General features: G+C 69.0%; 25 protein-coding genes and 1 pseudogene. 3 read left to right on the top strand and 23 right to left on the bottom strand.

Features of this window, described 5'->3' with window-relative positions:
* Positions 1 to 12 precede the first annotated feature (12 nt).
* A complete protein-coding gene (locus tag JOD60_RS02645) occupies positions 13 to 573 on the bottom strand; it encodes a dihydrofolate reductase family protein (protein ID WP_076688309.1) in 561 nt (186 codons plus the stop codon).
* Between the two features lie 64 nt (positions 574 to 637).
* Between JOD60_RS02645 and JOD60_RS02640 the strand changes: the two genes are divergently transcribed.
* Positions 638 to 1,648, top strand: coding sequence for an NADP-dependent oxidoreductase (locus tag JOD60_RS02640; RefSeq protein WP_076688306.1), 1,011 nt, complete (start codon positions 638 to 640; stop codon positions 1,646 to 1,648).
* Positions 1,649 to 1,783: 135 nt separating this feature from the next.
* Complete coding sequence (locus JOD60_RS02635; protein ID WP_076688304.1) at positions 1,784 to 3,295, top strand: HNH endonuclease signature motif containing protein; 1,512 nt, start codon at positions 1,784 to 1,786, stop codon at positions 3,293 to 3,295.
* Here the strand turns inward: JOD60_RS02635 and JOD60_RS02630 are convergent.
* From JOD60_RS02630 to JOD60_RS02605, 6 genes are all read right to left on the bottom strand, one after another.
* Entirely contained in the window at positions 3,265 to 4,056 is a 792-nt protein-coding gene (locus JOD60_RS02630; protein ID WP_076688302.1) for an EI24 domain-containing protein, read from the bottom strand. The two genes, JOD60_RS02635 and JOD60_RS02630, sit on opposite strands and share 31 nt — an antisense overlap.
* Before the next feature lie 48 nt (positions 4,057 to 4,104).
* The gene (locus tag JOD60_RS02625; protein WP_157127810.1) at positions 4,105 to 4,647 is read right to left on the bottom strand and encodes a hypothetical protein; all 543 of its coding nucleotides are present in this window, start codon (positions 4,645 to 4,647) and stop codon (positions 4,105 to 4,107) included.
* Positions 4,648 to 5,126: 479 nt separating this feature from the next.
* Positions 5,127 to 6,035 (bottom strand): NAD(P)-dependent alcohol dehydrogenase, encoded by a 909-nt coding sequence (locus JOD60_RS02620; RefSeq protein WP_232321796.1) that lies wholly within the window; start codon positions 6,033 to 6,035, stop codon positions 5,127 to 5,129.
* Positions 6,036 to 6,082: 47 nt separating this feature from the next.
* Positions 6,083 to 6,316 (bottom strand): helix-turn-helix transcriptional regulator, encoded by a 234-nt coding sequence (locus JOD60_RS16595; protein ID WP_269746967.1) that lies wholly within the window; start codon positions 6,314 to 6,316, stop codon positions 6,083 to 6,085.
* A gap of 1 nt (position 6,317) precedes the next feature.
* Positions 6,318 to 6,725 (bottom strand): hypothetical protein, encoded by a 408-nt coding sequence (locus JOD60_RS02610; RefSeq protein ID WP_204981586.1) that lies wholly within the window; start codon positions 6,723 to 6,725, stop codon positions 6,318 to 6,320.
* 901 nt (positions 6,726 to 7,626) lie between these two features.
* A complete protein-coding gene (locus JOD60_RS02605) occupies positions 7,627 to 7,959 on the bottom strand; it encodes an ArsR/SmtB family transcription factor (RefSeq protein WP_045246029.1) in 333 nt (110 codons plus the stop codon).
* 78 nt (positions 7,960 to 8,037) lie between these two features.
* On the opposite strand from JOD60_RS02605, the gene JOD60_RS02600 reads away from it, so the two are divergent.
* The gene (locus JOD60_RS02600) at positions 8,038 to 10,074 is read left to right on the top strand and encodes a heavy metal translocating P-type ATPase (RefSeq protein ID WP_048809453.1); all 2,037 of its coding nucleotides are present in this window, start codon (positions 8,038 to 8,040) and stop codon (positions 10,072 to 10,074) included.
* 39 nt (positions 10,075 to 10,113) lie between these two features.
* Here the strand turns inward: JOD60_RS02600 and JOD60_RS02595 are convergent, their stop codons facing one another.
* The 16 genes and pseudogenes from JOD60_RS02595 to JOD60_RS02520 form a co-directional block, all read right to left on the bottom strand.
* Positions 10,114 to 10,509, bottom strand: coding sequence for a DUF4307 domain-containing protein (locus JOD60_RS02595; protein ID WP_045246023.1), 396 nt, complete (start codon positions 10,507 to 10,509; stop codon positions 10,114 to 10,116).
* A gap of 10 nt (positions 10,510 to 10,519) precedes the next feature.
* Positions 10,520 to 12,499 carry a bifunctional copper resistance protein CopD/cytochrome c oxidase assembly protein gene (locus JOD60_RS02590; RefSeq protein ID WP_045246025.1) on the bottom strand — a complete coding sequence of 660 codons (1,980 nt, stop codon included), beginning with the start codon at positions 12,497 to 12,499 and terminating at the stop codon, positions 10,520 to 10,522.
* A gap of 129 nt (positions 12,500 to 12,628) precedes the next feature.
* Positions 12,629 to 13,645: a c-type cytochrome biogenesis protein CcsB gene (gene ccsB, locus JOD60_RS02585; RefSeq protein WP_045246027.1), complete on the bottom strand. Its 1,017-nt coding sequence runs from the start codon at positions 13,643 to 13,645 to the stop codon at positions 12,629 to 12,631.
* A 77-nt stretch (positions 13,646 to 13,722) separates the two neighbouring features.
* A complete protein-coding gene (locus JOD60_RS02580; protein WP_076688296.1) occupies positions 13,723 to 14,430 on the bottom strand; it encodes a M23 family metallopeptidase in 708 nt (235 codons plus the stop codon).
* A 192-nt stretch (positions 14,431 to 14,622) separates the two neighbouring features.
* Positions 14,623 to 16,028: pseudogene (locus tag JOD60_RS17280) on the bottom strand (peptidoglycan DD-metalloendopeptidase family protein).
* The gene (gene lnt, locus JOD60_RS02570; RefSeq protein WP_101305216.1) at positions 16,025 to 17,644 is read right to left on the bottom strand and encodes an apolipoprotein N-acyltransferase; all 1,620 of its coding nucleotides are present in this window, start codon (positions 17,642 to 17,644) and stop codon (positions 16,025 to 16,027) included. The pseudogene JOD60_RS17280 and the gene lnt overlap by 4 nt, the downstream one beginning before the upstream one ends.
* Positions 17,645 to 17,647: 3 nt before the next feature.
* Positions 17,648 to 18,589: a cytochrome c oxidase assembly protein gene (locus JOD60_RS02565; protein ID WP_061681226.1), complete on the bottom strand. Its 942-nt coding sequence runs from the start codon at positions 18,587 to 18,589 to the stop codon at positions 17,648 to 17,650.
* The gene (gene resB, locus JOD60_RS02560) at positions 18,586 to 20,274 is read right to left on the bottom strand and encodes a cytochrome c biogenesis protein ResB (protein WP_045246897.1); all 1,689 of its coding nucleotides are present in this window, start codon (positions 20,272 to 20,274) and stop codon (positions 18,586 to 18,588) included. The genes JOD60_RS02565 and resB overlap by 4 nt, the downstream gene beginning before the upstream one ends.
* Entirely contained in the window at positions 20,255 to 21,022 is a 768-nt protein-coding gene (locus JOD60_RS02555; protein WP_045246898.1) for a cytochrome c biogenesis CcdA family protein, read from the bottom strand. Before JOD60_RS02555 ends, resB begins: the two co-directional genes overlap by 20 nt.
* Positions 21,019 to 21,618: a TlpA family protein disulfide reductase gene (locus JOD60_RS02550; protein WP_045246899.1), complete on the bottom strand. Its 600-nt coding sequence runs from the start codon at positions 21,616 to 21,618 to the stop codon at positions 21,019 to 21,021. The genes JOD60_RS02555 and JOD60_RS02550 overlap by 4 nt, the downstream gene beginning before the upstream one ends.
* Positions 21,615 to 21,950 carry a DUF6804 family protein gene (locus tag JOD60_RS02545; RefSeq protein WP_045246900.1) on the bottom strand — a complete coding sequence of 112 codons (336 nt, stop codon included), beginning with the start codon at positions 21,948 to 21,950 and terminating at the stop codon, positions 21,615 to 21,617. The genes JOD60_RS02550 and JOD60_RS02545 overlap by 4 nt, the downstream gene beginning before the upstream one ends.
* Positions 21,947 to 22,480, bottom strand: a complete 534-nt coding sequence (locus JOD60_RS02540) for a signal peptidase II (protein ID WP_045246901.1) — start codon at positions 22,478 to 22,480, stop codon at positions 21,947 to 21,949. Before JOD60_RS02540 ends, JOD60_RS02545 begins: the two co-directional genes overlap by 4 nt.
* Before the next feature lie 77 nt (positions 22,481 to 22,557).
* On the bottom strand, positions 22,558 to 22,833 hold the full coding sequence (locus JOD60_RS02535; RefSeq protein WP_045246902.1) for a TFIIB-type zinc ribbon-containing protein: 276 nt from the start codon (positions 22,831 to 22,833) through the stop codon (positions 22,558 to 22,560).
* Entirely contained in the window at positions 22,830 to 23,546 is a 717-nt protein-coding gene (locus JOD60_RS02530) for a copper resistance CopC family protein (RefSeq protein ID WP_076688294.1), read from the bottom strand. The genes JOD60_RS02535 and JOD60_RS02530 overlap by 4 nt, the downstream gene beginning before the upstream one ends.
* Positions 23,547 to 23,559: 13 nt before the next feature.
* Positions 23,560 to 23,763 carry a hypothetical protein gene (locus JOD60_RS02525; RefSeq protein WP_076688292.1) on the bottom strand — a complete coding sequence of 68 codons (204 nt, stop codon included), beginning with the start codon at positions 23,761 to 23,763 and terminating at the stop codon, positions 23,560 to 23,562.
* 65 nt (positions 23,764 to 23,828) lie between these two features.
* Positions 23,829 to 25,175: an IS256 family transposase gene (locus tag JOD60_RS02520; protein ID WP_372431321.1), complete on the bottom strand. Its 1,347-nt coding sequence runs from the start codon at positions 25,173 to 25,175 to the stop codon at positions 23,829 to 23,831.
* Positions 25,176 to 25,191: the final 16 nt, after the last annotated feature.

The raw sequence follows: 25,191 nt of genomic DNA, 5'->3' as shown, positions 1-25,191 counted from the left end.
GGCCGGTGCGGCTCAGCGCCGCGCGCGGTAGTGCAGGAACACGACGCCGCCGTCGAACCGGCGCTCGTCTAGGAGCTCGAGATCGACCCGCTGATCATCGCGGGCGAAGAAGGGGATGCCGCCGCCCACCAGCACGGGGAAGACGCGGATGAGGTACTCGTCGATGAGGCCGGCGGCCGCGGCATCCTGTGCCAGCGTCGCCCCGCCGATGGCGATGTCGCCCTCGCCCGGCTCGGCACGCAAGCGCGCGATCTCGTCGGCCACGGTGCCGGTCGCCAGGCGCGCGTTGCCTTCGACCGCGGTGAGCGTGCGCGAGAACACGACCTTCGGCAGCGGATTCCACAACGCCGCCCACTCCCGCTCGAGGTCGTTGAAGCCGGCGGGGTCCTCGGTCTCCCAGTAACGCATCGTCTCGTAGAGACGCCGGCCCATGAGATGGCCACCGATCGTCCGGATCTCGTCGAGTGAGATGCGGAAGACGTCGTCGGTGAAGCCCGGCCAGTCGAAGTCGCCGTCCGGCCCTGCGATGTAGCCGTCGACGGACATGCTCATCGAGTACGTGACCTTGCGCATGGCGCCGACCCTACTCGCCGCCGCGTCCGTTGAGGAGCTCTGCCGCCCGCCGTAGATTGGCGAGATGGTCACGACCCGGCAGGTGCGTCTCGCGCAGCGTCCGACAGGACTTCCCGACGACGACACGTGGGAGGTGACGACAGACGAGCTCCCCGCGCCGGGCGAGGGTGAGTTCCTGGTCGAGATCGACCACATCTCGCTCGACCCCGCGATGCGCGGCTGGCTCGACGATGTGCCGTCCTATCTGCCTCCCGTGCGACTGGGTGCCGTGATGCGGGCGCAGGGCACGGGCACGGTGTCGCAGTCGCGGCATCCGGACTTTCCCGTGGGTGCCGCCGTCACCGGGACGTTCGGTGTCACCGAGCGCGCCGTCAGCGACGGCACCGGCGTCCGCGTCATCGACACGTCGATCGCGGGCCCGGCGACCTGGCTCGGCGCCCTCGGCATGACCGGACTGACCGCGTTCCACGGACTGCACGAGGTCGGCGAGCTGGCCGCGGGAGACACCGTCGTCATCTCCGCGGCGGCCGGCGGGGTGGGAAGCGTGGCGGGACAGATCGCGCACGCGGCGGGCGCCACGGTGATCGGCATCGCGGGTGGCCCGGAGAAGTGCGCATGGCTGCGCGAGATCGGATTCGACGCGGCGATCGACTACAAGAGCGAGAACGTGCTCCGGCGGTTGCGCGAGGTCGCGCCCGACGGCATCGACATCTACTTCGACAACGTCGGCGGCGAGATCCTCGACGCGGCGCTGGCGAACCTGCGCCGCGGTGCGCGGGTGATCCTCTGCGGCGCGATCGCGTCGTACAACGCCACGACGCCTCCTCCCGGGCCGCGCCGCTACATGAGCCTGCTGGTCAACCGCGCGCGGATGCAGGGATTCTTGGTGTTCGACTATCCCGAGAAGGATGCCGCGGCGATCGCCTCTCTGGCGGCGATGGCGGCTGAGGGGTCGCTGGTCTCGCGAGAGACGGTCGTCGACGGCTCGGTCGCCGATTTCGGCGCGACCTTCCTGCGCCTGTTCCGCGGTGAGAACACCGGAAAGCTCGTAATGTGCATCGCTGAGATTTATTAAGAAACTTTTTATCTAGGCTTGCGTTTTTCGTCACTGTCTTCTATTCTGAAAGTGGCAGTTGCGCCATTCATGCGGCTGCTGTGGGTGAGCCGGCCAAAGCCTCCGGACGTTGTCGAACGACGTCTGGAGTACCCCATGGAACCGCAGCCCGACCCCTCGGGACCCGTCGAGTTCCGCGACGCGTCCGCGTCGGGCGGGATGGATCCGCGCGGCATCGATCCCCACTGCATCGATCCCCACTGGGCGGAGCTGTCGGCCCTCGTGAGCCGCGCTGAGCAGAACCGCATCGACATGGCGCGTCTGCAGGCCCAGCGCGCGGAGCTCTTCGCCGAGGCGTTGCAGCTGGTCGCGCTGCGCGTCGCGCAGCGCCGGGCGGCGAAGGGCAACCGGGAGTTCGGCGACACGATCCCGCTGCGCGAGGTCATCGCGGAGCTCGCGTGCGCCCTGCGCGTCGGCGAGCGCACGATCGCCTCGTGGCTCGGCGACGGTGACGCGCTCGTCCGCACGTATCCGGCGACGCTGGAGGCGCTGCGGGAAGGGCGGATCGATGAGCGGCATGCGTCCGCGATCATCGACGGCGGCATGCCGCTGGACGACGCGCACCGCGGACAGTACGAAGAGCTGGTGCTGCCGCTGGCCGAGACGGCGACGGCGCCCGAGCTGCGCGAGTCGGCGCGAGTCATCGCCGCGCGGCTGCAGCCGGAGATGGTCGAAGAGCGTCAGCGCGCCGCTCTCGCGCAGCGGCAGGTGAAGACCTACGGGCTCGAGGACGGACTGTCCCGCCTGCTGCTCGACGGTCCGGATGCGCTCATCCAGGCGGCGTTCGAGCGGCTGACCGACATGGCGCGCGCGCTCGACGGGGAGGGTCCCGTCGCGTTCGACGCGGACGACGATGTCGAGGACGGCGCCGCGGATGCCGGAAGCGCCGATCCCGATGCGGATACGTGTGGCGATCGCGAGGGCGATGCGGATGGCGGGGGCGATCGCGACGGCGAGTGCGAGCCGGCCGATGAGCGCACGCTCGATCAGCGGCGCGCCGACATCATGCTCGACATGCTGCTGTGCGGAGCTCCCGCCGCGCACGGCGAGGAGGGGGCCCTCGGTGCGATCCGGGCGACCGTGCAGGTCACGATCCCGATCCTCACGCTCGCCGGAATCGATGACCAGCCCGCGATCCTCGCCGGCTGCGGACCGATCGACGCGGACACGGCGCGCACGCTCGCGGCATCCGCGCCCTGCTGGGAGCGCGTGATGGTGCATCCGGTCACGGAGGAGCCGCTGCGGCTGGATACGTATCGCCCCAGCAAGAAGCTGCGGCGACTGCTCGATGCGCGGGATCGGCAGTGCCGTTGGCCGGGATGCCGGCGGCTCGCGCGCCGGAGCGAGGCCGATCACACGATCCCGTTCTCCGAGGGCGGGCCGACGTGCGCCGGGAACCTCGCGATCCTGTGCAAGAGGCATCACCGCCTGAAGCATGCTTCGCCGTGGCAGGTGGTGCAGCTCGGGGCCGGAGTGCTTGAGTTCATCTCGCCGACGCGGCGAAGATACCGGAACAACGCCCCGCCCGTGGACGAGGCCCGCACGGCGCGGCCCTGGGCGCGACTGCTCGCGACGCCCTACGATTCCACCGACCCCGCCGCGTTCTGAGCGTGTGGTGCCGTCGTCAGGCCCGTCGGCTGCGGCGCGTCGTCGAGGAGGGAGCGCGCGAGGAGGGTTGAGCCCGCGACGGCCGCCGGCATGGCGACGACGGCGCCGAGCGGCACGAGGAAGCACAGCTGGGTGGCGACGCCGAAGCCGAGCACACGCGCGCGGTGAGCGCGACGGAGTGCGCGGCGTTCGGGTCCGGTGAGACCGCGCGCCGTGAAAGCGCGCGAGGTGAGTTCGTCGGCGACGATCCAGCCGGTGAGCGTGACGCCGACGACGGTGCTGACGAGGCCTCCGACGAGGGGGAGGAAGCCCAGGACGAGCGCGAGCAGGGCGATGACCGCGCCGCGCGCGATGAGAGAGACGGCGTCGCCCAGTGAGCGCCAGAATCCGTAGGGCGCGTTGATGGCGCCGGTTCCACCATCGGATTCGACAGCGCGCCAGATCCGCGCGTAGAACGGCTCACCGACGAACAGGGTGAGCGCGGTGAACGAGATCGCGACGAGCACGAGAGCGGCGCCGACTGTCGCCGTGCCGACGGTGATGCGGATGACGGTCGCCCAGAGTGTGGGCCAGCCGTCGGCGAACGGAGTCAGCACCTCGGTGAGGCGAGGGAGAACGCTCGCGAGGGCGATCAGTCCGCCGAGCAGCACGAGCGCGACGATGACGGCCGGGACCAGACCGAGCAGCATGAGGCTCGGGCGGCGGCGCCAATACGCGAACCCGCGCCCCAGCATCCCGACGCCACCGAAGAACTCACGCATCGACGCGCACCATATCGTTCACGGGCCACCACGAGTCACGTCGATGACCTACGGGGTGACCGTCCCCGGCGATCCCATCCCCGACACGACGGCTACGAGTACTCCGCCGGCGCCCTGGGTCCGAGCACCGTCGATCGTCACGGCATTGACCGCGTCGAAGGCCTCGTCGAAGCGGATCACCTGCTCCGCACCATCACACTCGATCTCGACGGACGTCACGCCGATCCATGACGATCCCACCCGCACGGTGAAACCGACCCGCGCCGTTCCGTCGCCGAAGCAGGCGGTAGTGGCACCGTCGACGCGCGCATCGTCAGGGTAGGACAACACGACACCGCTCTCGCCTGATGCCTGTGATTCATCACCTTCCACCCGGAAGCTGCCGGAGCCGAGGAAGCCCTCTTGACTCGAGGCGACGCCCTCGAATTCCTGCGCAGCGGCCTCCGCCGCCGCCCAGTCCGGCTCGGCTTCCGGGGCACACCCGACCAAGCCGACAGCGAGCGCACCGACGAGCGCGAATGTGGCGCAACGAGAGTACATGCCCGCAACACTACCCAGTGGTTCGCTCGAGCTGCGGGTGCTGTGACGCATACGCGGGCGCTCTAGCCGGGAGGAAACATGTCATTTCGGCGCGGAACCTGCAATCACTGTAGATCGCCGGGTGGGTGGTTCCCAGACGAGAGAAAACAGCGGGCATCCATGCGGCGACAAGCCGCTCCTCCGCAAGTTCGATCACCTGCGATGCTCATGTGCGCACTAGAGACGCCGCGTGGACATCTCATCCGAGAGATGGCAGGTCAAGAAAATCCCTACACCTACTGTAGGAAGCGGTCAGAGATGTCCACGCGCATGACGACTTTCCGCGCTATGGGCGGCCGACTTGTCCACCCGGAGCGCGTGTTCGCGTGGGGCGAGTTGTCCATAGTCGCGCTGGCTATTCGATCCGGTACATGCGGGTCGGTCGACGCTCCCGAGGTCATCATGGCGTTGCGCCACCCTGCGCCGCGATCGAGCGGTTGGGACGCGATCGGCATCCCGAATGAGACGCTCACCACGTGCGCCGTCGCCTGTCAGGGGGTCAGCACAATCTTCCCCGCGTGGACCGAGCCGCGAAGCGCGTCGACCGCCTCGGCGGCGTGATCGAACGTATAGGTCTGTGAGTGGGTGGAGCGCAGCTCCCCGGACGAGAGCGCCGCTGCAAGCTCCGCGATATCCTCCCCGCGAGCTGCAGCCATGAGCGTGATTATCTTGATCCCGCGGGTGAAGGGTGCGCGTAGGGATCGATCGAGAGGGCCGAGCACTCGTCCGCCCCGCTCACTGCCACCCAGCACGAGAGTGCCGCCCGGGATGGTGGCGCGGCGCCAGGCGGCGAGGGGCAGACCGCCGGCGAAGTCCAACACCGCGTCGAAACGCTGACCGCCCGCGGTCGGGTCGGTGCTCGCGTAGTCGATGACGTCACGGGCGCCCAGGCCGCGGACGAAGCCCGCCTTGGACGCGCTACAGACTGCCGTGACGTGCGCGCCGCGCTTCGCGGCCAGCTGCACGATATACGATCCGACGCCCCCGCCCGCTCCGGTGATCGCGACGGTCTTACCGGCGAGAGTGCCGAGAGTCCGGAGCGCTTGCAGAGCGGTGTATCCCGACATCGGCACGGCGGCCGCCTGTGCGAGACTCATCCCCGGCGGCACCAGCTGAAGCAGATCCGCACTCGCCGACGCGAGAGTGGCCCACGAGGCGCGAGCCGAGCCGAAGACGCGATCGCCCACCGCGAAGCTCTCGACGCCCGGGCCGACGCTCGCGACGATGCCGGCGACGTCCTGCCCGAGCTCAGGTCGCTTCGGCCTACGAAGTCCCGTTGCCAGCCGCATCATCGTCGGCTCGCCGGACATCATGTGCCACTCAGCCATGTTGACCCCGGCCGCGGCGACCTCAACAACAACCCGGCCCGGCTCGGGCGCCGGGTCATCGACCTCTTCCACACGCAAGACGGATGTGTCACCGTACTCGTGCCTGACAACTGCTCGCATCAACTGCTCTCCTCTGTCTCGTAGCTGAAGGCGTCGTCGAGGCCGACGCCGAAGACACGTGCGATCTGAAACGCCACCTCCAGTGACGGCGAGTACTTTCCCTGTTCGATCGCGATGATCGTCTGGCGGGTCACGCCGACGCGATCGGCGAGTGCGGCTTGCGTCATCTCCCCTGCGGAGAAGCGCAGGGTGCGGATCCGGTTGGTGACCCGGGTGGGCTTCGGTTTGGCCACGTCAGAGGCCGCGCCGGTAGGCGGCGAGCTTCGCCGCGGACTGGAGGATCGCAGCGAGAACGAAGCCGAGGTAGAGCACATTCGCGATGTAGACCTGCGAGGCGTCGATGAAGCAGAGGACGAGCGCGCCCACGCCCCCCAGAACGATCATCATGTTACCGATCCGCGAGCCGAACCATCCGATCTCCTTGTCCCGCTGATCGACGCGACGGGATCCGGCCATGCCGATCACGATCCCTGACAGGATGCCGGCGAGGATTCCCCCGGTGATCGCCCACACCATCGGCCATACATATGTCTCGGCATCGAGCGGTCCGCCGCCGGTCATGAAGCTGAGCACGAGGTACAGCGCATACCCGACCGGAGCGATCGCGATGAACGCCCAGGTGTTTCTCTCCTCATACGACATCGAGTTCTCCTGCTGTCAAGAAATCTGTACACATTGCAATGTAATGAAGATCTGACTCTGTGTCAATGTTTCTTCACCTGTGCGAAGCGGGAGCCGCGGTATTCGGCGCCACGTCCAGCCGGAGCGCGTATCCGCGTGGGGCGAGGGGCGAGAGGAACTGGTCGGTGACAACTGATCGTTCGGGACGGAAAGCACTGGCGGGGAGGATTTTGATCATGCCCGGTTCTTCTCGGCCCCAGCCGCCTCGTGGCCGTTCGATCTTCGCCGTACGCGACGAGAGCCTGCACGTCTACGCGTGCAGGCTCTCGTGTCACGATCAGATCCGCTGGCTGATCGTGCCGCTCGGGTTGGGATTGGCGGTCGATTCAGTCACGAACCGGGCCGTCGATGCTGAGCGGTGCACCGTGGTCGAGTTGCTCGTGCCGGATCCGACACGTTCGGTGGTGGTCTTTCCGGGCCAGCGGTCCGCGGCGGCCTTGGAGATCAAACGACCGGTAGATGCGGATCGACGAACGGTCCCCGTGGGAACTCCTTCACTGATTGAGCCGGGTGCTCTGAGACGAGGGCCATCATGGGCGACTGGGAACCGGAAATGTCCAGATGGACATCGCGTGGACATTTCAGCTGCGAAACGGACAACTCCAACCGGAACCTACACCTACCTGTAGGTTCCCGCTCGAGATGGCGAGGAATGCCGCGATTCCACGGTAGTTGGCTGGGGTTTCGGGTTCAGGATTCCGCGAGTAGTGGCGGATTCTTACAAGAGCTCATGGCCGTCGCGGCGATCGGCTACACACCATGCAGCGTGTCCGAACCGGCAGCGACGCGCTCTCCCCGGCCGCAGCAGCGCCCCCCGACGTGAACGGGAATACTCTCGTCAATCGGGGAGCTCCGGCAGGCGTCATCCTCCGCCGGGCAGATGCTCGAGGTGCCCGATGGCCTCCTCGAGCAGTTCGGAGACGTGGTCGTCGAAGAGCGAGTAGTGGATGTGCCGGCCGTCGCGCGTGCCAAGGACCAGGCTCAGATGCCGCAGCAGCCGCAAATGGTTCGATGTGGTCGTCTGTCCGATGTGCAGCTGTTCGCTGAGGTCGGTCACGGTGCTCGGCTGAACACTCAGCGCGCTCAGAATGCGCAGCCGCACAGGTGACGCCAGTGCCTGCATGATCTCGGCGAGACGCTCAGCATCCGCTACGGACAGGGTGCCTGCTTCCCGACGCGTCTCAGTACCGGCCATGCTCACCATTGTGCCCTCCGACCACGATAATCATTCACAACTACAATATATCATGATCTTGTGATGTATCCTGGTCGCATGACTGCTTCTTCCCCGACGACTACCGCGCCCGCTGCGGAGACGCACGACCATTCCCACGGTTCGGCCCGGTGGGAGCTGTGGTTCGCGATCGCCGCGGGCGTGACCTACGCCGGCGGGATGATCGCCGAGTTCGCGTTGGGGCTGCCGATGGTCGGGTGGCCGTTGGTGTTCTTCCTCGCCACCTACTTCTTCGGTGGGTTCTTCACGTTCCGCACCGCGATCGCCTCGACGATGCGAGGGAAGTTCGAGGTCGACTTCCTCATGCTGGTGGCCGCGATCGGCGCCGCCCTCATCGGCCGGTGGGCGGAAGGGGCGGTGCTGCTGTTCCTGTTCAGCCTCGGCCACGCGCTCGAGGAATACGCCCTCAGCCGTGCCAGCAAGTCCATCGAGTCCCTGGCCGAGCTCGCTCCCCGCAGCGCCCTGGTGCGCCGCGGCGGGGACGAGCCGGTGGAGGTGCCGGTGGAGGAGATCGTCGTCGGGGACATCGTCGTCATCCGCCCGAACTCCCGCATTCCCTCAGACGGGTTCGTGATCTCCGGGGTGTCCGCGGTGGATCAGTCCGCGGTCACCGGGGAGTCGATTCCGGTGGAGAAGGAGCCGGTGGCCGACCCGGAGCGGGCGATGCGCACCGTCGACACCCTGCCCGCCGCCAACCGTGTGTTCGCCGGCACCGTGAACGGGTCCGGCGTGCTCGAGGTCGAGGTCACCGCGACCTCCGCGGACTCGACGCTCAGCAAGGTCGTCGAGCTCGTCCGCTCCGCCGACCAGGCCGCCTCCCCCACACAGCAGTTCATCGACCGGTTCCAGCGTTGGTACGTGCCCGCCGTGATCCTCGGGGTCGCCGTCACCCTCCTGATCTCCTGGCTCGCGTTCGCGCAACCGTTCCCCGACGCGTTCTACCTCGCCATGACCGTGCTCGTCGCCGCCAGCCCCTGCGCGCTCGCGATCGCAACCCCGGCCGCGGTGCTGGCAGGGGTCGCCCGTGCTGCGCGTGCCGGGGTGCTCGTCAAGGGCGGCGCCCCGCTCGAGACGCTCGGGCGGGTCAAGGCGATGGCGTTCGACAAGACCGGCACCCTGACCTGGGGTGCCCCCCGGGTGACGTCCGTCACCCCCGCCGCCGACGTGCCCGAGTCCGAGCTGATCCGCACTCTGGTCGCTGTCGAAGCGCTCAGCGATCACCCGCTGGCCGAGGCGATCGTCCGCGACCTCGAGCCCCGCGTCCCCCAGGCCGAGCGCCTCACCGCGACAGACCTGAACGCGGTCGTCGGGCGTGGCGTCACGGCGACGATCGACGGCGAGCGGGTCGACGTCGGCAACCTGCGCATGTTCGACGAGCAGCAACTCGCGCTGACCGGCACGCTCGCCGACGCGTACACGCAGGCGCGGGACTCCGGGCAGACGCTGATGATCATCCGCCGTGGCGACCGGTTCCTCGGCATCGTCGGCGTGATGGATGCGTCCCGCGCGGAGTCCGCCCAGGTGCTCAGCGCGCTCCGGGGCGCGAACGTGGGGCAGCTCGTGATGATCTCCGGCGACAACCAGCGCGTCGCCGACGCGGTCGGCCGGGAAGTCGGCGTCGACACCGCGATCGGCGAACTGCTCCCCGAGGACAAAGTCGCTCAGATCACCCGCCTCGCCGAAACCCACCGACCGATCGCGATGGTCGGCGACGGCGTCAACGACGCCCCCGCGATGGCCCGCGCCGACGTCGGCATCGCGATGGGCGCCGCCGGCTCCACCGTCGCGTTGGAAACCTGCGACATCGCGCTGATGAGCGACGACCTCGGCCGCGTCCCGTTCGCCGTGCGGCTCAGCCGCGCCACCAGCCGCATCATCCGGCAGAACCTCATCGCCAGCCTCGCGATCGTCGCGTTCCTCATCCTCGCCACCTTCCTCGGCCTGAACATCGGCGCGGTCGTACTCATCCACGAAGGCTCCACCCTGATCGTCGTCGGCAACGCACTCCGCCTGCTCAACTTCGAGCGCGGCAAAGAGCACCACGGCATCGACCACGAAGACAGGCCCACCGCTTGAGAGACTCAGCCGGCGCAGGCGACGGCCTCCCTTGCGCGGCTATGTGGCCCAGCAGGATTGCACGGTGCCGGTCGTTGCCTGCGCGACGGTCGGGATGGTCTCCACGAGTGCTCGTGTGATCTCCTCGGACGCGGGGTACTCGATGACCCGCCAACCGACGATGCCGAAGTCCTCATCCAATGCCTGCACCGCGCATGCGAACGACGTCCCAGCGGGTGGCGTGGCTTGGAAGGATACGGTCACGGTGCGCGCATCGACCAGCTCGTATCCGGTCTCGTCGAATCCGACGTCGTCGAGCGAGTTCGAGACAGTCAGCCACGAAAGCCCGGCGACAGACAGGATTGCCGCCGTCGCGACGGTGACCCAGAACACGCGGCGGCGGATGGGCCGCGGTCCCCGACCGTAGCGGTCGGCGAGCTCCTCTTTCGTCGTCACGTAGTGCGCCCTATCTGCGGCTGCGAGCATCGCGGTCGGCGAGCTCGGTGAGGCGTGCGTTGTAGGCCTCGAGCTCGGCTTCGCCGGTGCGGTCGGCGTGCCGGTCTCGCCGCTTGGTCTCGCGGTCGTCGCTGCGACTCCACTGAATCGCGACCGTGATCGCGAGGATCAGGGTGGGGATCTCACCGATCGACCACGCGATACCGCCGCCGGTGTACTGATCCTCGAGCGGTGTGACACCCCAGGTGCGACCCATCGACCCGAACCAGTCGGCGACCATCAGCCCCGACTGCATCATGATGGCGATGCCGAAGAACGCGTGCATCGCCATCACACCGATGAGCAGCAGCAGCCTGCCGGCGTAGGGAAGCCGCCACGGCACCGGGTCGATGCCGATCAGGGAGAGCGCGAACAGGTAGCCGGTGATGAGGAAGTGCGCGATCATCCACTGGTGGCCGAGGTGGTCGTACAGCGACCAGCGGAACAGGTCGGTGTAATAGAACACCCACAGTGAGCCGATGAACAGGGCGGCCGCGACGAACGGGTTCGTCAGGATGCGGGCGACGGGCGAATGCACCGCCCACAGGATCCACTCCCGCCCGCCGCGGGTGCCGTCGTCGCGTTTGCGGATCGCCCGGGCGGCGAGGGTCACCGGGGCGCCGGCGACCAGCAGCACCGGGATCGCCATCGTGAGCAGCATGTGCCCCACCATGTGCATGCTGAACAGGTAGTCCTGGTAGACGTTGACGACGCCGCCGGTGACCCAGACCAGCAGCACCATGCCGGCGACCCACATGATCGTGCGATACACAGGCCACGCGTCGCCGCGCCGGCGCAGCCGCCACACCCCGGCGAGATAGAAGAAGATCGCGAACCCGGCGAGCACCGCCCACAACATGTCCACGTTCCACGCGGTGACCCACCGTTCGATCGTGAGCTCCGGGGGCAGCGGGGCACCGGTGAGGCGTTCTGCCGGCGAGGGGATCTCGGGAAGCGGGGCCGGGTTCGGTGGCGGAGTGCGGGCCAGCGCTGCGGCGGCGCCGCTGGCCACACCCATCAGTGCCAGCTCGAACGCGATGAGCATCCAGAAAGGGCGGGATGCCGCGTCGGAGCTGCGCATCCTGCCGATCAGGCGGGTGCGGTACCACGCCCCGAAGAGGCCGAGGCCGACGAGCGCGACGACCTTGATGCCCAAGATCGCGCCATAGGGCGAGAGCAGATCGGACCACTCCTGCAGGCCGATGGCGGCGCGCACCGTGCCGGACACGGCGACGAGCACGAACGCGGCCAGAGCGATGCTCGAGTAGCGGGCGACGAGATCGGGGATGCGGCGACGGTCGAGGGCTGGACGGACGGCGATGAGCAGCAGGAGCCCGCCGAGCCACACCGCGGCGCCGATGATGTGCAGGATGAGCGCCATCATCGCCTCGTGGTGGAAGGCGTCATCGCCGGAGTGCCCCTGCGTGCCCATCGGCACGAGCGAGGCCACCGCCACCAGGGCGACCAGAAGCGTCCCGACCCAGGACCGCACGGCGAATGTCAGGACGGTGAGGGCGGCGCCGGCGACCGTCGTGATCAGCCATGTCCTGCCGACCTCGAGCTCGACGAGGAACCGGCCGAGCTGGGCACCGAACTGGGGGCCTGCGTCGATGGCCGGGTTGAACACGCTGAGAAGCGTGAGGAACCCGGTCGCGCCCGCGGCCACGGTGAACAGGGCTGCAGAGATCGACGCGGTATCGAGGGCGACGTCGAACTCGCGCTCACCGGCCCGCAGCGTGAACAAGGCGGTCACGAGCACACCGACCATGCCCGCGGCGGCGAGATTCACGACCAGTTTCGTGACCGGAAGCCCCCAGCGCACAACAGGGCCGGCGTCGCCGAGTGGGATCTGCGCAGCACCCCCACCGAACCACAACGCCCCGACCAAGGCGATGAGTGCGACCCCGCCGAGGATCGCAGGCCCTGCGACCCGCAAGACGCGAGGAGTCATTCCTGTCGCGGTCGGAGTGACCGCTGTCCGCGTTCAGTGGCATCCGCACCCGTGGTGGCGGGAATCGAGAGTATCGGGGTCATGTGCGTGCTTTCGGCTCGGGCAAGAGGGCGGGGCAGGGGTGCGGGGTCATGTGAGCCCGGAGTAGGAGTGGAGGCCCTGGAAGAACATGTTCACGATCGTGAAGTTGAACAGCACCGCGACGAACCCGATGATGGACAGCCAGGCGGAGCGGGTGCCGCGCCAGCCGCGGGTCGCGCGGGCGTGGATGTAGCCGGCGTAGAGCACCCAGATCACGAACGTCCACACCTCCTTGACATCGAAGCCCCAGTAGCGACCCCAGGAGTCGTTGGCCCAGATCGCGCCGGCGATCAGGGTGAACGTCCAGAACACGAACCCCACGATCGCGAACCGGTACGCGAGGGACTCGAGCACGTCGGCGGCGGGCAGAGTGCGCAGAAACCCAAGACCGTCGGCGCGGGCAGTGTCCGAGGATGCTCGGGTGCGGCGCTCCCGGCGGGCCTGCAGGAGCTGGGTGATGGAGATGCCGCAGGCGATCGCGAACAGGGCGGTGGCCAGGGACGCGACGAAGACGTGGATGACCAGCCACACGCTCTTGAGCGGATCCATCAGCGGAACGACCTCGACGTAGAACGAGACCGTCGCGCCACCCAGCAGCAGCACCACCATGCCGATCAGGAACGCACCGAGGAAGCGGAGGTCGTAGCGGCGCAGCACCAGCAGGTAGACGGCCACGATCAAGACCGTGCCGGTCAGCGCGAACTCGTACATGTTCGCCCACGGCACCCGCTCCGCGGCGATGCCGCGCAGGATGGTGCCGGCCAGGTGGAACAGGAACGCGAGGACCGTCAGCGACGTCCCGATCCGCGCCCACAGCAGCCGTTGACGCTGCGCGGGCGGCGTGCGAACACTGTCCACCGACCCACTCTGGGCGTTGTCCGTCTGCTGGCCCGCCCGTGCGGTAGCGCCGGCCAGGACCGGCTCCCGCTGCGGGACGCTGGCGGGGACGGAGCGCCCGGCCAGGTCGATGGTGTACGCGATGAACGCGAGCAGGTAGGTGGCGATCGCCGTCCACACCAGCAGCAGTGAGATGCCGTCGAGGGAGAGCGCGTCGGTTCCGGTCATGGCAGGGTCGTCCTCTTCGTCGTTGCGGTCAGGGGGTGCCCGCGAGCGGGGTGGCGCGGTAGATCCGTGCACATCGGTCAGCCCGCGTTCGCTTCCAGCCAGGCCAGCGAGTCCACGGCGGTTCCGTCGAGGTAGACCTCGAAGTGCAGATGGTTCGCGGTGGAGCGTCCCGTGCTGCCGACGAGTCCGACCAGCTGCCCGGCCGTGACGGTCTGCCCGGCGGCGACCTGCCGGCTTCCGGTCTGCATGTGCGGGTACACCGTGCTCACCTGTTGCCCGTTCAGCACGGACTCCACCACCACGGTCACCCCGTATCCGCCGTAGCTGTCCTGCGAGATCCGCACGACGCCGTCGACGGACGCGTAGACGGGGGTTCCGCCGGCAGCGACCATGTCGGTGCCCATATGCGCGCCGCCTCGATCACCGAAGCGGTCGGTCACGGTGAACGGACCGCCCACCGGCCACCGCACGGCTCCACTGCCTTGGGGCACGATGCTGTAGTCGAAGGGCACCGAGGCGACTTGTGCGGAGGCGCGGGCACGTTCTGCGGCTGCTTCTGCCGCCTTCTTCTGGTCGATCTCCGCCTGGGTGGTGGCCGAGTAGCTCTCCCGTGTGAGCTGCGTCCCAGTCGCGTCGGAGGCGACGATCAAGGATTGCGCGTCCTCGGACGCGACTTGCTGCAGTGTCGGGATCTCGAGGTCCGCCGGCTGCCAGGCGGCATACGCGGGGAGGGCGAAGGTGGCGATCAGGCCGGTGACCACCGTCAGGACCGCCAGGGAGCGCACTGGGCGCAGCGCGATTACCCGACCACGGGCGGACGTTTCTGCGGGCGGGCGCCGTGGGGGGCGGGTGGTGATGCTGGTGACTGGCGGGGTTGCGGCGCGGCGGAGGCTGCGGCGCGTGGGGGGCGTCTGGGGCTGGTCGCCGCCGCCGGGTGGGGTGGTCTGGTCAGTCATGATGTCCTGGTTCGTTTCGGATCAGATGGACACGCCGCGGTCGGCGAGGAAGGGGATGGGGTTGACCGGGGAGCCGTTCACGTAGGCCTCGAAGTGCAGGTTGCAGCCGAACGCGTTGCCGGTGTTGCCTTCGCTGCCGATCAGGTCGCCGGCGTTCACGCGTTGGCCGTATCCGACGTAGAAGCCGCCGGGGCGGATGTGGGCGTATCCGGTGCCGATCCCGCCGCCGTGGTCGATCTTGATGTAGTTGCCGTAGCCGCCGTTGTACCCGGCGTAGACGACGGTGCCGGCCGCGGCGGCGTAGATCCCCGCGCCGCATCCGCCGCTGAGGTCGACGCCGTAGTGGTAGCTGGTCGAGCAGTACCCGTTGCCACACTGGGAGCTGCGCGGCCCGAACCCCGAGGTGCGGTGCCCGGAGGTCGGCCGTGCCCACCCGGAGCTGACCACACCCCCACCAGCACCTCCCGAGGCGGCGAGCCGTTCCGCTTCGGCGCGCTCCGCCGCTCGCCGCTGCTCCTCGGCGATGCGGGCAGCCTCCACCCCGGCCTGATAGTCGGCGATGGTCTTCGCGGTGGTGTCCTCGAGGGCGGCGAGCTGGGCCTGCAGCTCGCCGAGGTGGAGGGTCTGCGCGTCCAGCGCGGCCTGCGCAGCATCGGCGGCCTGCTGCGACTCGAGCATCTTCTGCTCGGCGACCTGCTGCAGCCGGTCGCGCTCATCCCGGGCCACCACCGCCTGATCGGTCAGGCTCTGCGCGGCATCGCGGGCGGTGAGCGCCGCAGCGTAGACGGCCTGGTTGCGTTCCAGCAGCTTGTCCATCACGCCCAGCCGGGACAGGAGATCGTCCGCGGTCGCGGCGACCCGGAGAGGAACAGCTCGAGGGAGGTGGTGTCGCCCCCGTCGCGGTACAGCTGCGCGGCGATGCGGCCGGCCTTGTTCGCCGCGTCGGTCGCGTTCTGCGCTTCCAGGTCGGCTTGGGACTGCAACGTGTCGGCGCGGATGGATGCGTCGAAGTACTCCTGCTGGGCGGTGTAGAACGCGCCGGCGGCCTGCTCGGCGGCGGTGCGGGTGCGCGCCACCTCGCCGGTCAGGCTTTGGATGAGGCCCTGGATCCGCTGCACCTCGGCAGCTTTGGTGGCCTCGTTCGCTTTCGCGGCCTGCACGTCCTCCCAGGACGGATAGGTCGCCGCGAACGCTGCCGGCAACAGCGGGCCGGCGACCAGGACGGCTGCCGCGCTCAATGTTCCCGCCGTCAGCAGAGTGCGCCGGCTCACCCCGACCCGGAATGCGCGGCTCTCCGCGGGCGTGGGCGCGCACCCACACTCCTCCGCCGTCAGGTCACCAGGAAGGGTGAGATCGCTGCCCGTCGCCAGCGTTCGCAGCGACCAGGCCAGCCGACCTCCGGCAGGCCTCATCCGTGGCGTGTTCATGGGTGCCTCCCCGGATCAGTCGAACGATCTGCGGCGGCCGCACGCGTGCGGGCACGGTGGGAGAACCCCGCCGCGGTGAGAGCGCCGGCGGCAGCGAGGACGATGAGAGCGGTGAGCCAGGGACCGAGGATCACCGCCGGGGTGAGTCCGGTGCGCAGCGGGACGGTGGTGATCGACGCGTCAACGGTGTCGACGCCGATGCTGTCGACGGTGGTGCCGTCCGGGGTGATGACCTGGCTGGTGCCCACCGTGGAGACGTTGACGACCGCGCGGCCGGTTTCGATGGCGCGCATCCGGGCGAACGCGAGCTGCTGCAGGTTCTCGTCGGTGCCGCGGAAGTCGGCGTTGTTGGTCTGGAACACGAACACCTCTGCGCCGGCGCGGGCACCGTCCCAGATCACGGCGTCGTAGATCACGTCGAAGCAGATCGCCAACCCCACCCCGACGTCGCCGACCTGCACGAGCGGCGGGTTGCTGCCGGGGGTGTATTCGCGTTGGATCAAGCCCACCAGGTCGGGGACGATCAGCTCGTAGAACCACCGGTCCGGCACGTACTCGCCGAACGGGACCGGGTTGACCTTGTCGTGCCACTGCCGGCCCGTGGGATCCGCGGTCCACAGCAGGGACGTGTTGAAGACATCGTCGCCGCGGGTGGTGGCGGCGTTCATCAGCAACGGCGCCCCGGCCGAGCGCACGACCCGGTCCAACGCCTCGGCGGCGGCGGGATCACTGAGCGGGTCGGCGTCGACGCCGCCCTCCGGCCAGGCCAGCAGATCCATCGGCTGCCCGTACAGCGGCACCGTGGCGGCGGTCTGCGCGGCCAGGACGTCGCCGGGCACCTTGTCGTCGAAGTACCCGGTGGGGCCGTTGCCCTGCACCCATCCCACGCGGAACTCCCCGGCCGGCGCGGTGGGGAACTGCGGCGCTATCACCAGGAGAGCGGCGACGCTCACAGCAGGGTGCAACCCGAGCATGAAGCGGATGCCGCCGGCGCGGATCCACTGCACCACAGAGGCGCACAGAATGACGATCAGCAGGGACAGGCCGGTCACGCTCGTCCACGACACGGCCTCCGCGAGCGGGCCGCCCACCTGGGTCATCCCGAGGCGCGCCCACGGGAACCCGGAGTACGGCCACGCACCCATCACCACCTCACGGGCCGTCCACAGAACCCCGATCAGCGGCGGTACCGCGAGCAGCTGCACGAGGCCGCGGGCCGGATAGCGGGCGGTCCACCGGTAGGCGAGCGCGATCGGCACCGCGCCCGCGCCGAACAGGACCGCTTCCAGCCCGGCGAGGGCAAGCCACGGCACCGGGCCGAGGAACTCCCCCACCCACACCAGATGGGTCGTGTAGAACACGGCGCCGAACACAGTGCCGACCAGCAGCGCCCCGCCGATGCTGCGGCCGATCAGGGCCACCAGGGCGACCGTGACACTCACGAACGTCAACGGCCACCACCCCACCGGTGCGGAGGCGAGATCCAGCAGCAGGCCGGCGGCCGCGGATGCCAGCACCGCCGCCCACACCGGCAGCGACCATGCCGCCACGGTGCGGCGCGGCGTCTCCTGCTCCGGCGCGGCGGCCGGGGCGGGTGTCGGCAAAGGCGTGCGCATCGGTCAGGTGTCTTTCTGGTGGAGTCGGGTGAGGTAGTCGTTGTACGCGTCGAGCTCAGGGTCGCCGTGTGCGTCGGCGCGACGGTCGGCGGCGACCGCTTGGGCGGTGTCGTCGCGGAACCAGCGGTGCATGACGTAGATGAGCATCAGCAAGGTGGGGGCCTCGCCGTAGGACCAGGCCAGCCCGCCGGCGAGGCGCTGGTCTTCGATCGGGTCGATGCCCAGCGCGCTCGTCGGGCCGGCGAACCCGTCGATGAGGGTAGTGGTGGCCATCATCAGGAAGACGCCGAAGAAGGCGTGCAGGGCGGCCTCGGCGAACACGTCCAGGGCGCGGCCGCCGTGGCTCATCCGCACCGGCAGCGGGTCCGACGACAGGATCGGGATGGTGAACAGCATCCCGGCGACCAGGAACCCGACCTCGAGGAGGGTATGGCCGGTGACGGTGGACAGGATCGGATCGGCGAAGTTCGCCAGGTACAGACCGTAAAACGCGGCCAGGTATAGCGGCACCGCCAGCCACGGGCTGAGCAGCCACCGTGCGGTGCGACTGCGTAGCCCGGCGTGCGCGGCGCGGAGCACCAGGAGACCTGGGCCGTGGTGCGGGGTGGCGCGCAGCAGCAGGGTGCCGGGAGAGCCGAGGACCAGCAGCGGCGGGATCGCCATCATCAGGGTGACCTGCTGGAACATGAACACCGAGAACAGGGCGTACCCGAAGTTCTCCACCGCCAGGCCGGTGACCGCGGCGAGGGCGACGCAGCCGAGCAGGAAGCTGACCGTCCGCCACACCGGCCAGCCGCGGCCGCGGACCCACATCCGGATCGCACCGGCCAGGTAGGCGACCGCGAGGAGTCCCGCGAGGAGCGGTAGCACCGGAGCCGGAAGCGGGGCCGGGGTGAGGAACCCGCCGAGGGTCGGCGGGGCGTCCGGGATCCACACGGTCGTCACGGTGTGTCCTTCGCAGGCTGGTCTACGCCGAGGGCGTGCGCGTGGCGGGTCGCGAACTCGTCGACGGCGCGCGCCAAAGCGGGGTCTTCGCCGCGGGCCAGTCCCGCGTACTCGACGTGCACACCATCCGGGGTGGTGCGGGCTTTCACCCAGAGCCGGCGGCGGGGCACGAACAGGCCGGCGAACAGGCCGAGGGTGGCGAGCACGGAGAACGCGAGCACCCAGCCGCTGCTGGGGTCGCGTTGGATCTGCAGCGACGCGAACCGCTTCACCGGCTCCTCCGCCGTGACCTCCTCCCAGGTGATCGTGCCCCACCCGTTCGGCAGGTCGACGGTGGCGCCGGGGGTGAGCTCAAGGGAGTCGGCGGCGGTGTCGCCGCCGGTGTGCTGGGTGAGCCCGTCGACCTCGAGCGTGTACACCGACCTCGGAGTGCCGTCGTCGATGCCGAGATCCCCGCTGAACACGTTGAGAGTTAGCACCGGATTGACCACGTCCGGGTAGACGGAGGTGAACGCGCCGGAGGGCAACACCCCCTGGGTGGGGTAGAAGAACCCGACCAGCCCGACCTGTTCGGGCAGCCCGTCCGGGATCTTGATGATGCCCAGCGAGGTCATGTTGGAGTCCTGCGGCAGGAACGGCTGCGACTCGCTGTACACCACCTCGCCGGCGGCGTCGCGGATCGTGAGGGTGGGGGCGTAGCCGTTGCCGAGCAGGTAGATGCGATCGCCGTCGACGGTGATCGGGTAGTTCACGATCACGCTCTGCGCCCGATCGTCCTGCCCGGGTTGGCGGATGGTGATGTCGGCGGAGAAGTCTCCGGCCTGGCCTGCGCCGGGGGTGCCGGGCAGCCGGTAGGAGACCTGGAAGTCGTCGAGGGTGAGCGAGTAGGGGGCAAGGCCCGTGCCGTCGACGAAACGGCCGGGGTTGAACGAGGAGTAGTCGCTGAGCGCGTTCACGAACGTGGTGCCCTCCACCACCACCCGCTGCCCGGTATACGCGAACGACCCGCCGATCGCGACCGAGACCAGCACGCCGACGAGGGCGACGTGGAAGATCAGGTTGCCGGTCTCGCGCAGGTAGCCGCGCTCGGCCGACACCGACGCGGCTCCGCGGGCGTCGTATCGCTCCACCCGGTATCCGGCCTTGCGCAGCTGCTCTGCCGCGACGTCGATCGCGTGCGCGGCCGGGTCGGTCCTCCCTTCCTCTCTCGGCAAGGTCAGTTCCCGGTACTCCGAGAGCCGCGACAGCCGGGCCGGGGTGCGAGGGGGGCGGGAGCGGAGCGCCTTGTAGTGGTGCTTGGCGCGCGGGATCACGCAGCCGATCAGGGAGGTGAACAGCAGCAGATAGATCGCGGAGAACCACGGCGACAGGTACACGTCGAACAGGCCGACCGCATCGGCGAGGGGGAACACGTCAGGGTTGTCCCGCTCCCACTGGATGACACCGTTGGGGTCGGCGCTGCGCTGCGGGAACAGGGACCCGGGGACGGCGGCGATCGCGAGGAACAGCAGCAGGACCAATGCGGTGCGCATGCTGGTCAGCTGCCGCCATGCCCACCGCAACCACCCGGTGATGCCCAGCGCCGGCTGGGTGATCTCCGTCGCGGATTCGCTGTCGGCGTGGTCGCCGGGGCGTAGCGGGTCGGCGGTGACGTCGATGCCGGTGTCAGAGCGGGAGGGGGACATTGATCACCACCTGTTGCAGCTGCGACATCAGTGCCGTCCACAGCCCGGTCACCATCAGCAGGCCGAGGGCGATGAGCATGGCCCCGCCGATGATGTTCAGGGCGCGGATGTGGCGGCGCAGGAACGTCACCGATCGGGACGCCCACCCCCATCCGGCCGCGAGGATCAGGAACGGGATGCCCAGGCCCAGCGAGTACGCGAGCCCGAGCAGGCCCGCGCGGGCGGGGTCACCGAGGTTCCACGACATAGAGATGATCGCTGCGAGCGTCGGGCCGATACAGGGGGTCCAGCCGACGCCGAGCGCGAACCCGAGAAGCGGCGCCCCGATCAGCCCGGTCCTACCCTGGGCGCGAGGGCGGAGGGTGCGCTGGGCAATGCCGAAGAAGCCGAGGAACACCAGGCCGAGGGCGATGATGACGACCCCGAAGACGCGAGTGAGCACATTGGCGTATTGCAGCAGCAGGTACCCGAAGGTGCCGCCGAGGATCGTGACGGCGACGAACACCACGGTGAACCCGGCGATGAACAATGTCACGCCCAGCAGCAGCCGCGCGCGCTCCGCCGTCACCGTGCGCCCCCCGTCCAGCGTGGGGGCCGCGGTCGTCGTGGTGGTGCTGCCGAGGTAGCCGAGGTAGCCAGGCACCAGCGGCAGCACGCACGGGGACACGAACGACACCAGCCCGGCGAGGATCGCGACCGGGATCGCGACCCACAGGGCGCCGTCGACGATCACCGCTCCCGGATTCATGAGGTGTCCTCGGCGAGGGTGTCGGCGACCAGGGTGGACAGGATCGACGCGCTGGCCAACTGCCCGATGATCCGCGCCGCGACCCGCCCCTCCTGGTCGATGACCAAGGTGGTGGGGGTGGCCTGGATCGGAGTGACCTGCGCGAACGCGAGCTTGACCCGTCCGTCGTTCACGTCGATCACGCTCGGGTAGGTGACGTTGTTGTCACGGGCGAACGACAGTGCGGTGGCTGGCTGGTCGTAGGTGTTCACCCCGAGGAACGCGACGCCCTGGTCCTGATACTCCTGCCAGACCTCCTCGAGCATCGGGGCTTCGACGATGCACGGCCCGCACGCGGCGTACCAGAAGTTCACCACCAGCACCCCGCCGCGGTAGTCGTCACTGGACACCGTCTCCCCGGTCTCGGTGACGCCCTCGAACACCACCGGCTCCCCGCGGTCGGCATCCGGGATCTCGACGATCTGGAAGTCACCGGCGATGTAGCCCTTCTCGCTTCCGTCCCGGTACTGCTGCGCGAGCGAGTCGCTGGACGTGCACCCGGCCAGCAGCAGCGCCGCGACCAGCGTCATGGCGGCAAGGACGCGGCGGCGGATCATGCGCGCTTGACCTTGATCAGGGCGCCGGCGACCAGGAACACGACCGCGGCGACCGGCTGCGCCGCAGTCCACACCGGGCCGGTGAACGGGAACGGGAACACCGGGTTCCAAATCACGGCGATCACGACGAACACAGGCAACCACCACCACTGCCGCGCCTGGATCGCGAACCACCCCACGATGACCGCGAAGATCGCGGCGACGAACAGCACAACGGTGAACCAGTCCCCGCCCATCAGTACCGGCGCGAGGAACAACACCGCCGCCGCGAGCAGCCCCGGCGCGAACGCGTTGCGCTGGTATACGGACGAGGTCCGCTGCTTCGCCATCATGACCCGCTCACCACGGAGCCCGTCGCAGGCGCCGCGCTGTCCGCGCTGACGCGGGAGCGGCGGTGTCGGGTCCACAGGCTCAGGCCGAGGACGATGACGCCGGCACCGAGGGCGACGTCGGCGAGGTTGCCGATGAACAGGTTCCCGTAGGCGAGGAAGTCGGTGACGTGCCCGACCCCGAACCCAGGGGGGGAGAACAGCCGGTCGATCAGGTTCCCGATCGCGCCCCCGAGGATCAGGCCGATCCCCATCGCCCACCATCCGGTCCGCGCCCGCGCGGCGGCGACGACCAGCAGCACCACGGCACCGACCCCGAGGAGAGTGAGCAGCCCGGTGACCCCGGCTCCGAGGGAGAGGATCGCGCCGGGGTTGAACGCGAGCTGCAGCCCGAGCAGATCCCCCAGCAGCGGGATCCGCTCCTCCTGACTCAACCCTCCCAGTGCGGCCGCCTTCGTCGCCTGGTCGACCAGGACCACCACAGCGGCGGCCAGGCACGCGACCGCGAACCGCCGGGTCTGCTCACGAACCATCAGCGGCTCCTCCTGCGTTCGCGAGGGCCGCTGATAACCCGGTCATCAGACCGGCTATCAGGAAGAGGTTTTTGGTGTCAGAAGTCGAAGAGGTCACCGAGGAACCCTTCCTTCCGCCGACGCCCGGAGCGACCGTGATGATCCCTGTCGCGGTCAGAACGGTGGTCGCCCTCGCGCGGATAGGGGGCGGTGCTGGTTTGCCGGCCGCCGCCGGCAAGGTCGGCGGCGCGGTCGATGATCTTGTCGAGCTCGCCACGGTCCAGCCAGACGCCCCGGCACTGCGGGCAGTAGTCGATCTCGACCCCGGAGCGTTCCGTGATCAGCAGGGCGGTCCCGTCGACCGGACATTTCATGAGGGGTTCTCCTTCTGTTGCTGGTCGTCGGCGGTTCCACCATCCGCGGCGGCCGCGGCCGCGGCTGCTCGGTCGCGGCGACGACGCTCTCTGGCCACCATGAGCACGACCACCAGCGCGCCGCCCAGCACGATTACGCCACTCAGGACCGCAAGGACGGGGAGGAGTTCCCCACCTCCGGATGGCCCGTTGTGAACCTCTCCGGACGTATTGGCGGCAGATGTGGGAGACGGGTCGGGTGTCTGCTCCTCGGTCGCTTCGGGGGTAGGGGCGCTGGTGGGGACGGTGACCGCTTCGACGGTGTACTGGTACTCGTTGCTGATCGGGTGCCCGTCGCTGGACACGACCCGCCACCGCACCGTGTGCACGCCCGCCTGACCAGGCGTCACCGCCTGGGTGACCGTGGTCCCGTCGATGACCGGATCCCCCGATGCGATGTTCTGCCCGTCCGGGGCGACCACCTCAATGATCACGGCGCTGAAATCGGTGAGGATCTCGCCGCTGAACGTCAGCGAAATCTCCTCCGGGACCACGCTGACCGTGGATCCGGCTTCCGGGGAGGAGGAGACGATCTCATCGTGCGCGGCTGCGGGCGCCGCGGTGGCGAACAGGAGCCCGGCGGCCAGCAGCAGCGTCGTCAGAGTGGACAGGAGGAGGATGCGTCTCCGTGAGCCGGATCGGTGCGGGTGTTCGTGGTCGGTGACGGTGGTCAAGGCGGTGGTCCTTTCAGGGCCGGTTGATGATGTGCTGGGCGATCGTCGTCGCGTCTTTCCAGACCCCGGCGAGGGTGTCGGAGCCGCGGCCGCCGTACTGCGGCATCCCCGCCACGAACAGCCCGGGCAGGCCGGTCAGGGTGCGCCGCGGCCGGTCGACGCGGGCCGGTTCCGGGAGCCAGTCGTCGCCAGGGGTGTAGCCGGTGGCGAGGATCACCGAGCGGGGGGATGCCTGCGTGGGCGTGTCAAGACTTTTGTGTAAGCGGCTTGGTGTCGGTTTGATTACAGGTGGGGTTCGATGCGGTCGGGGTAGGCGAGGGCGAGCTGTTCGAGGGCCTTCTTCCAGTTCGTGGTCACGGCTCCCTCGATGAGTCGGGGCTCGGCTCTGCGCTGTTCGGAGGGCTTGCCTCGTTCCTTGAGCCGGTCTCGGGCTCGTTTGTCCTCGATGTTGCAGATCGCCAGCCAGAGCAGCTTGACGGCGGCGGCATCGTTGGGGAAATGCCCTCGGGATTTGGTGACTTTCCGTAGTTGGTAGTTCAGCGACTCGATGCTGTTGGTGGTGTAGATCACCCGGCGCAGCTCGGGCGGGAACGCGAGGAACGGCGTGAACCGGTCCCACGCGTCTTGGAACGTCTTCACCGCCGACGGGTAGCGCTTGCCGAGGTCGGAGTCCGCGAACTCGGTCAGCGCTTCGAGCGCGGCGTCCTCGTTCACCGCCTGGTAGATCGGCTTGAGCGCTGCGGCCACGGCTTTGCGGTCCTTGTAGTTCACGAACCGCATCGCTGCCCTGATGAGGTGCACGACGCAGGTCTGCACGGTCGCTTGCGGCCAGGTGGCCTCGATCGCTTCGGGGAACCCGGTCAGCCCGTCGGTGCAGACGATGAGCACGTCGCGGACGCCGCGGTTGGCGAGTTCGGCGCACACGGCCGCCCAGAACTTCGCACCCTCGACCGCTTGCACCCAGATTCCCAGGACGTGCTTGATGCCGTCCATGTCGACACCGACGGCGATATGCGCGGCCTTGTTCCGCACGTGGCCGCCGTCGCGGACCTTCACCACGATCGCGTCCAGGTAGATCACCGGATACAGCGCGTCCAGCGGACGGGTCTGCCAGGCCAGGACCTCGTCTGCGACCTGGTCGGTGATCTTCGAGATCGTCTCGTGCGAGAGGTCCGTGCCCAGCGTCGAGGCGAGGTGGTGCTGGATGTCGCGGACGGTCATCCCGCCCGCGTACAGCGAGATGATCATCCCATCGAGGCCGTCCAGCCGGCGCTGCCCTTTCGGGACCAGCATCGGGGTGAACGTCCCAGCCCGGTCCCGCGGGACGGCCAGCTCGATGTCTCCGATCTCGGTCGCGACCGTCTTCGCGCTCGTGCCGTTGCGGGAGTTCGGGTGCAACGAGGCCTCCGCGTCGCCGCGCTCGTAGCCGACGTGCTCGGTCAGCTCCGTCTCCAACCCGCGCTCCAGCGCGGCCTTGAGCATTCCACCGATCAGGCCGTGCTCGCCCGTGAGGGGCTCGCCGGCGTCGATCTGAGCGAAGATCTCGTCCATCGCGCCCGACGCCTTGAGCCGGTCAGCGAGCTCCTTCTGCCGGCGACGACGCTCCTCGCGCTCCGGACTGATAGCCATGGTCTCCATGATGTTC

Source organism: Microbacterium aurum (assembly GCF_016907815.1).
Lineage (GTDB): Bacteria > Actinomycetota > Actinomycetes > Actinomycetales > Microbacteriaceae > Microbacterium > Microbacterium aurum.
The sequence above is the reverse complement of the archived record's forward strand: the minus strand, read 5'-3'. Positions and strand labels throughout refer to the sequence as shown.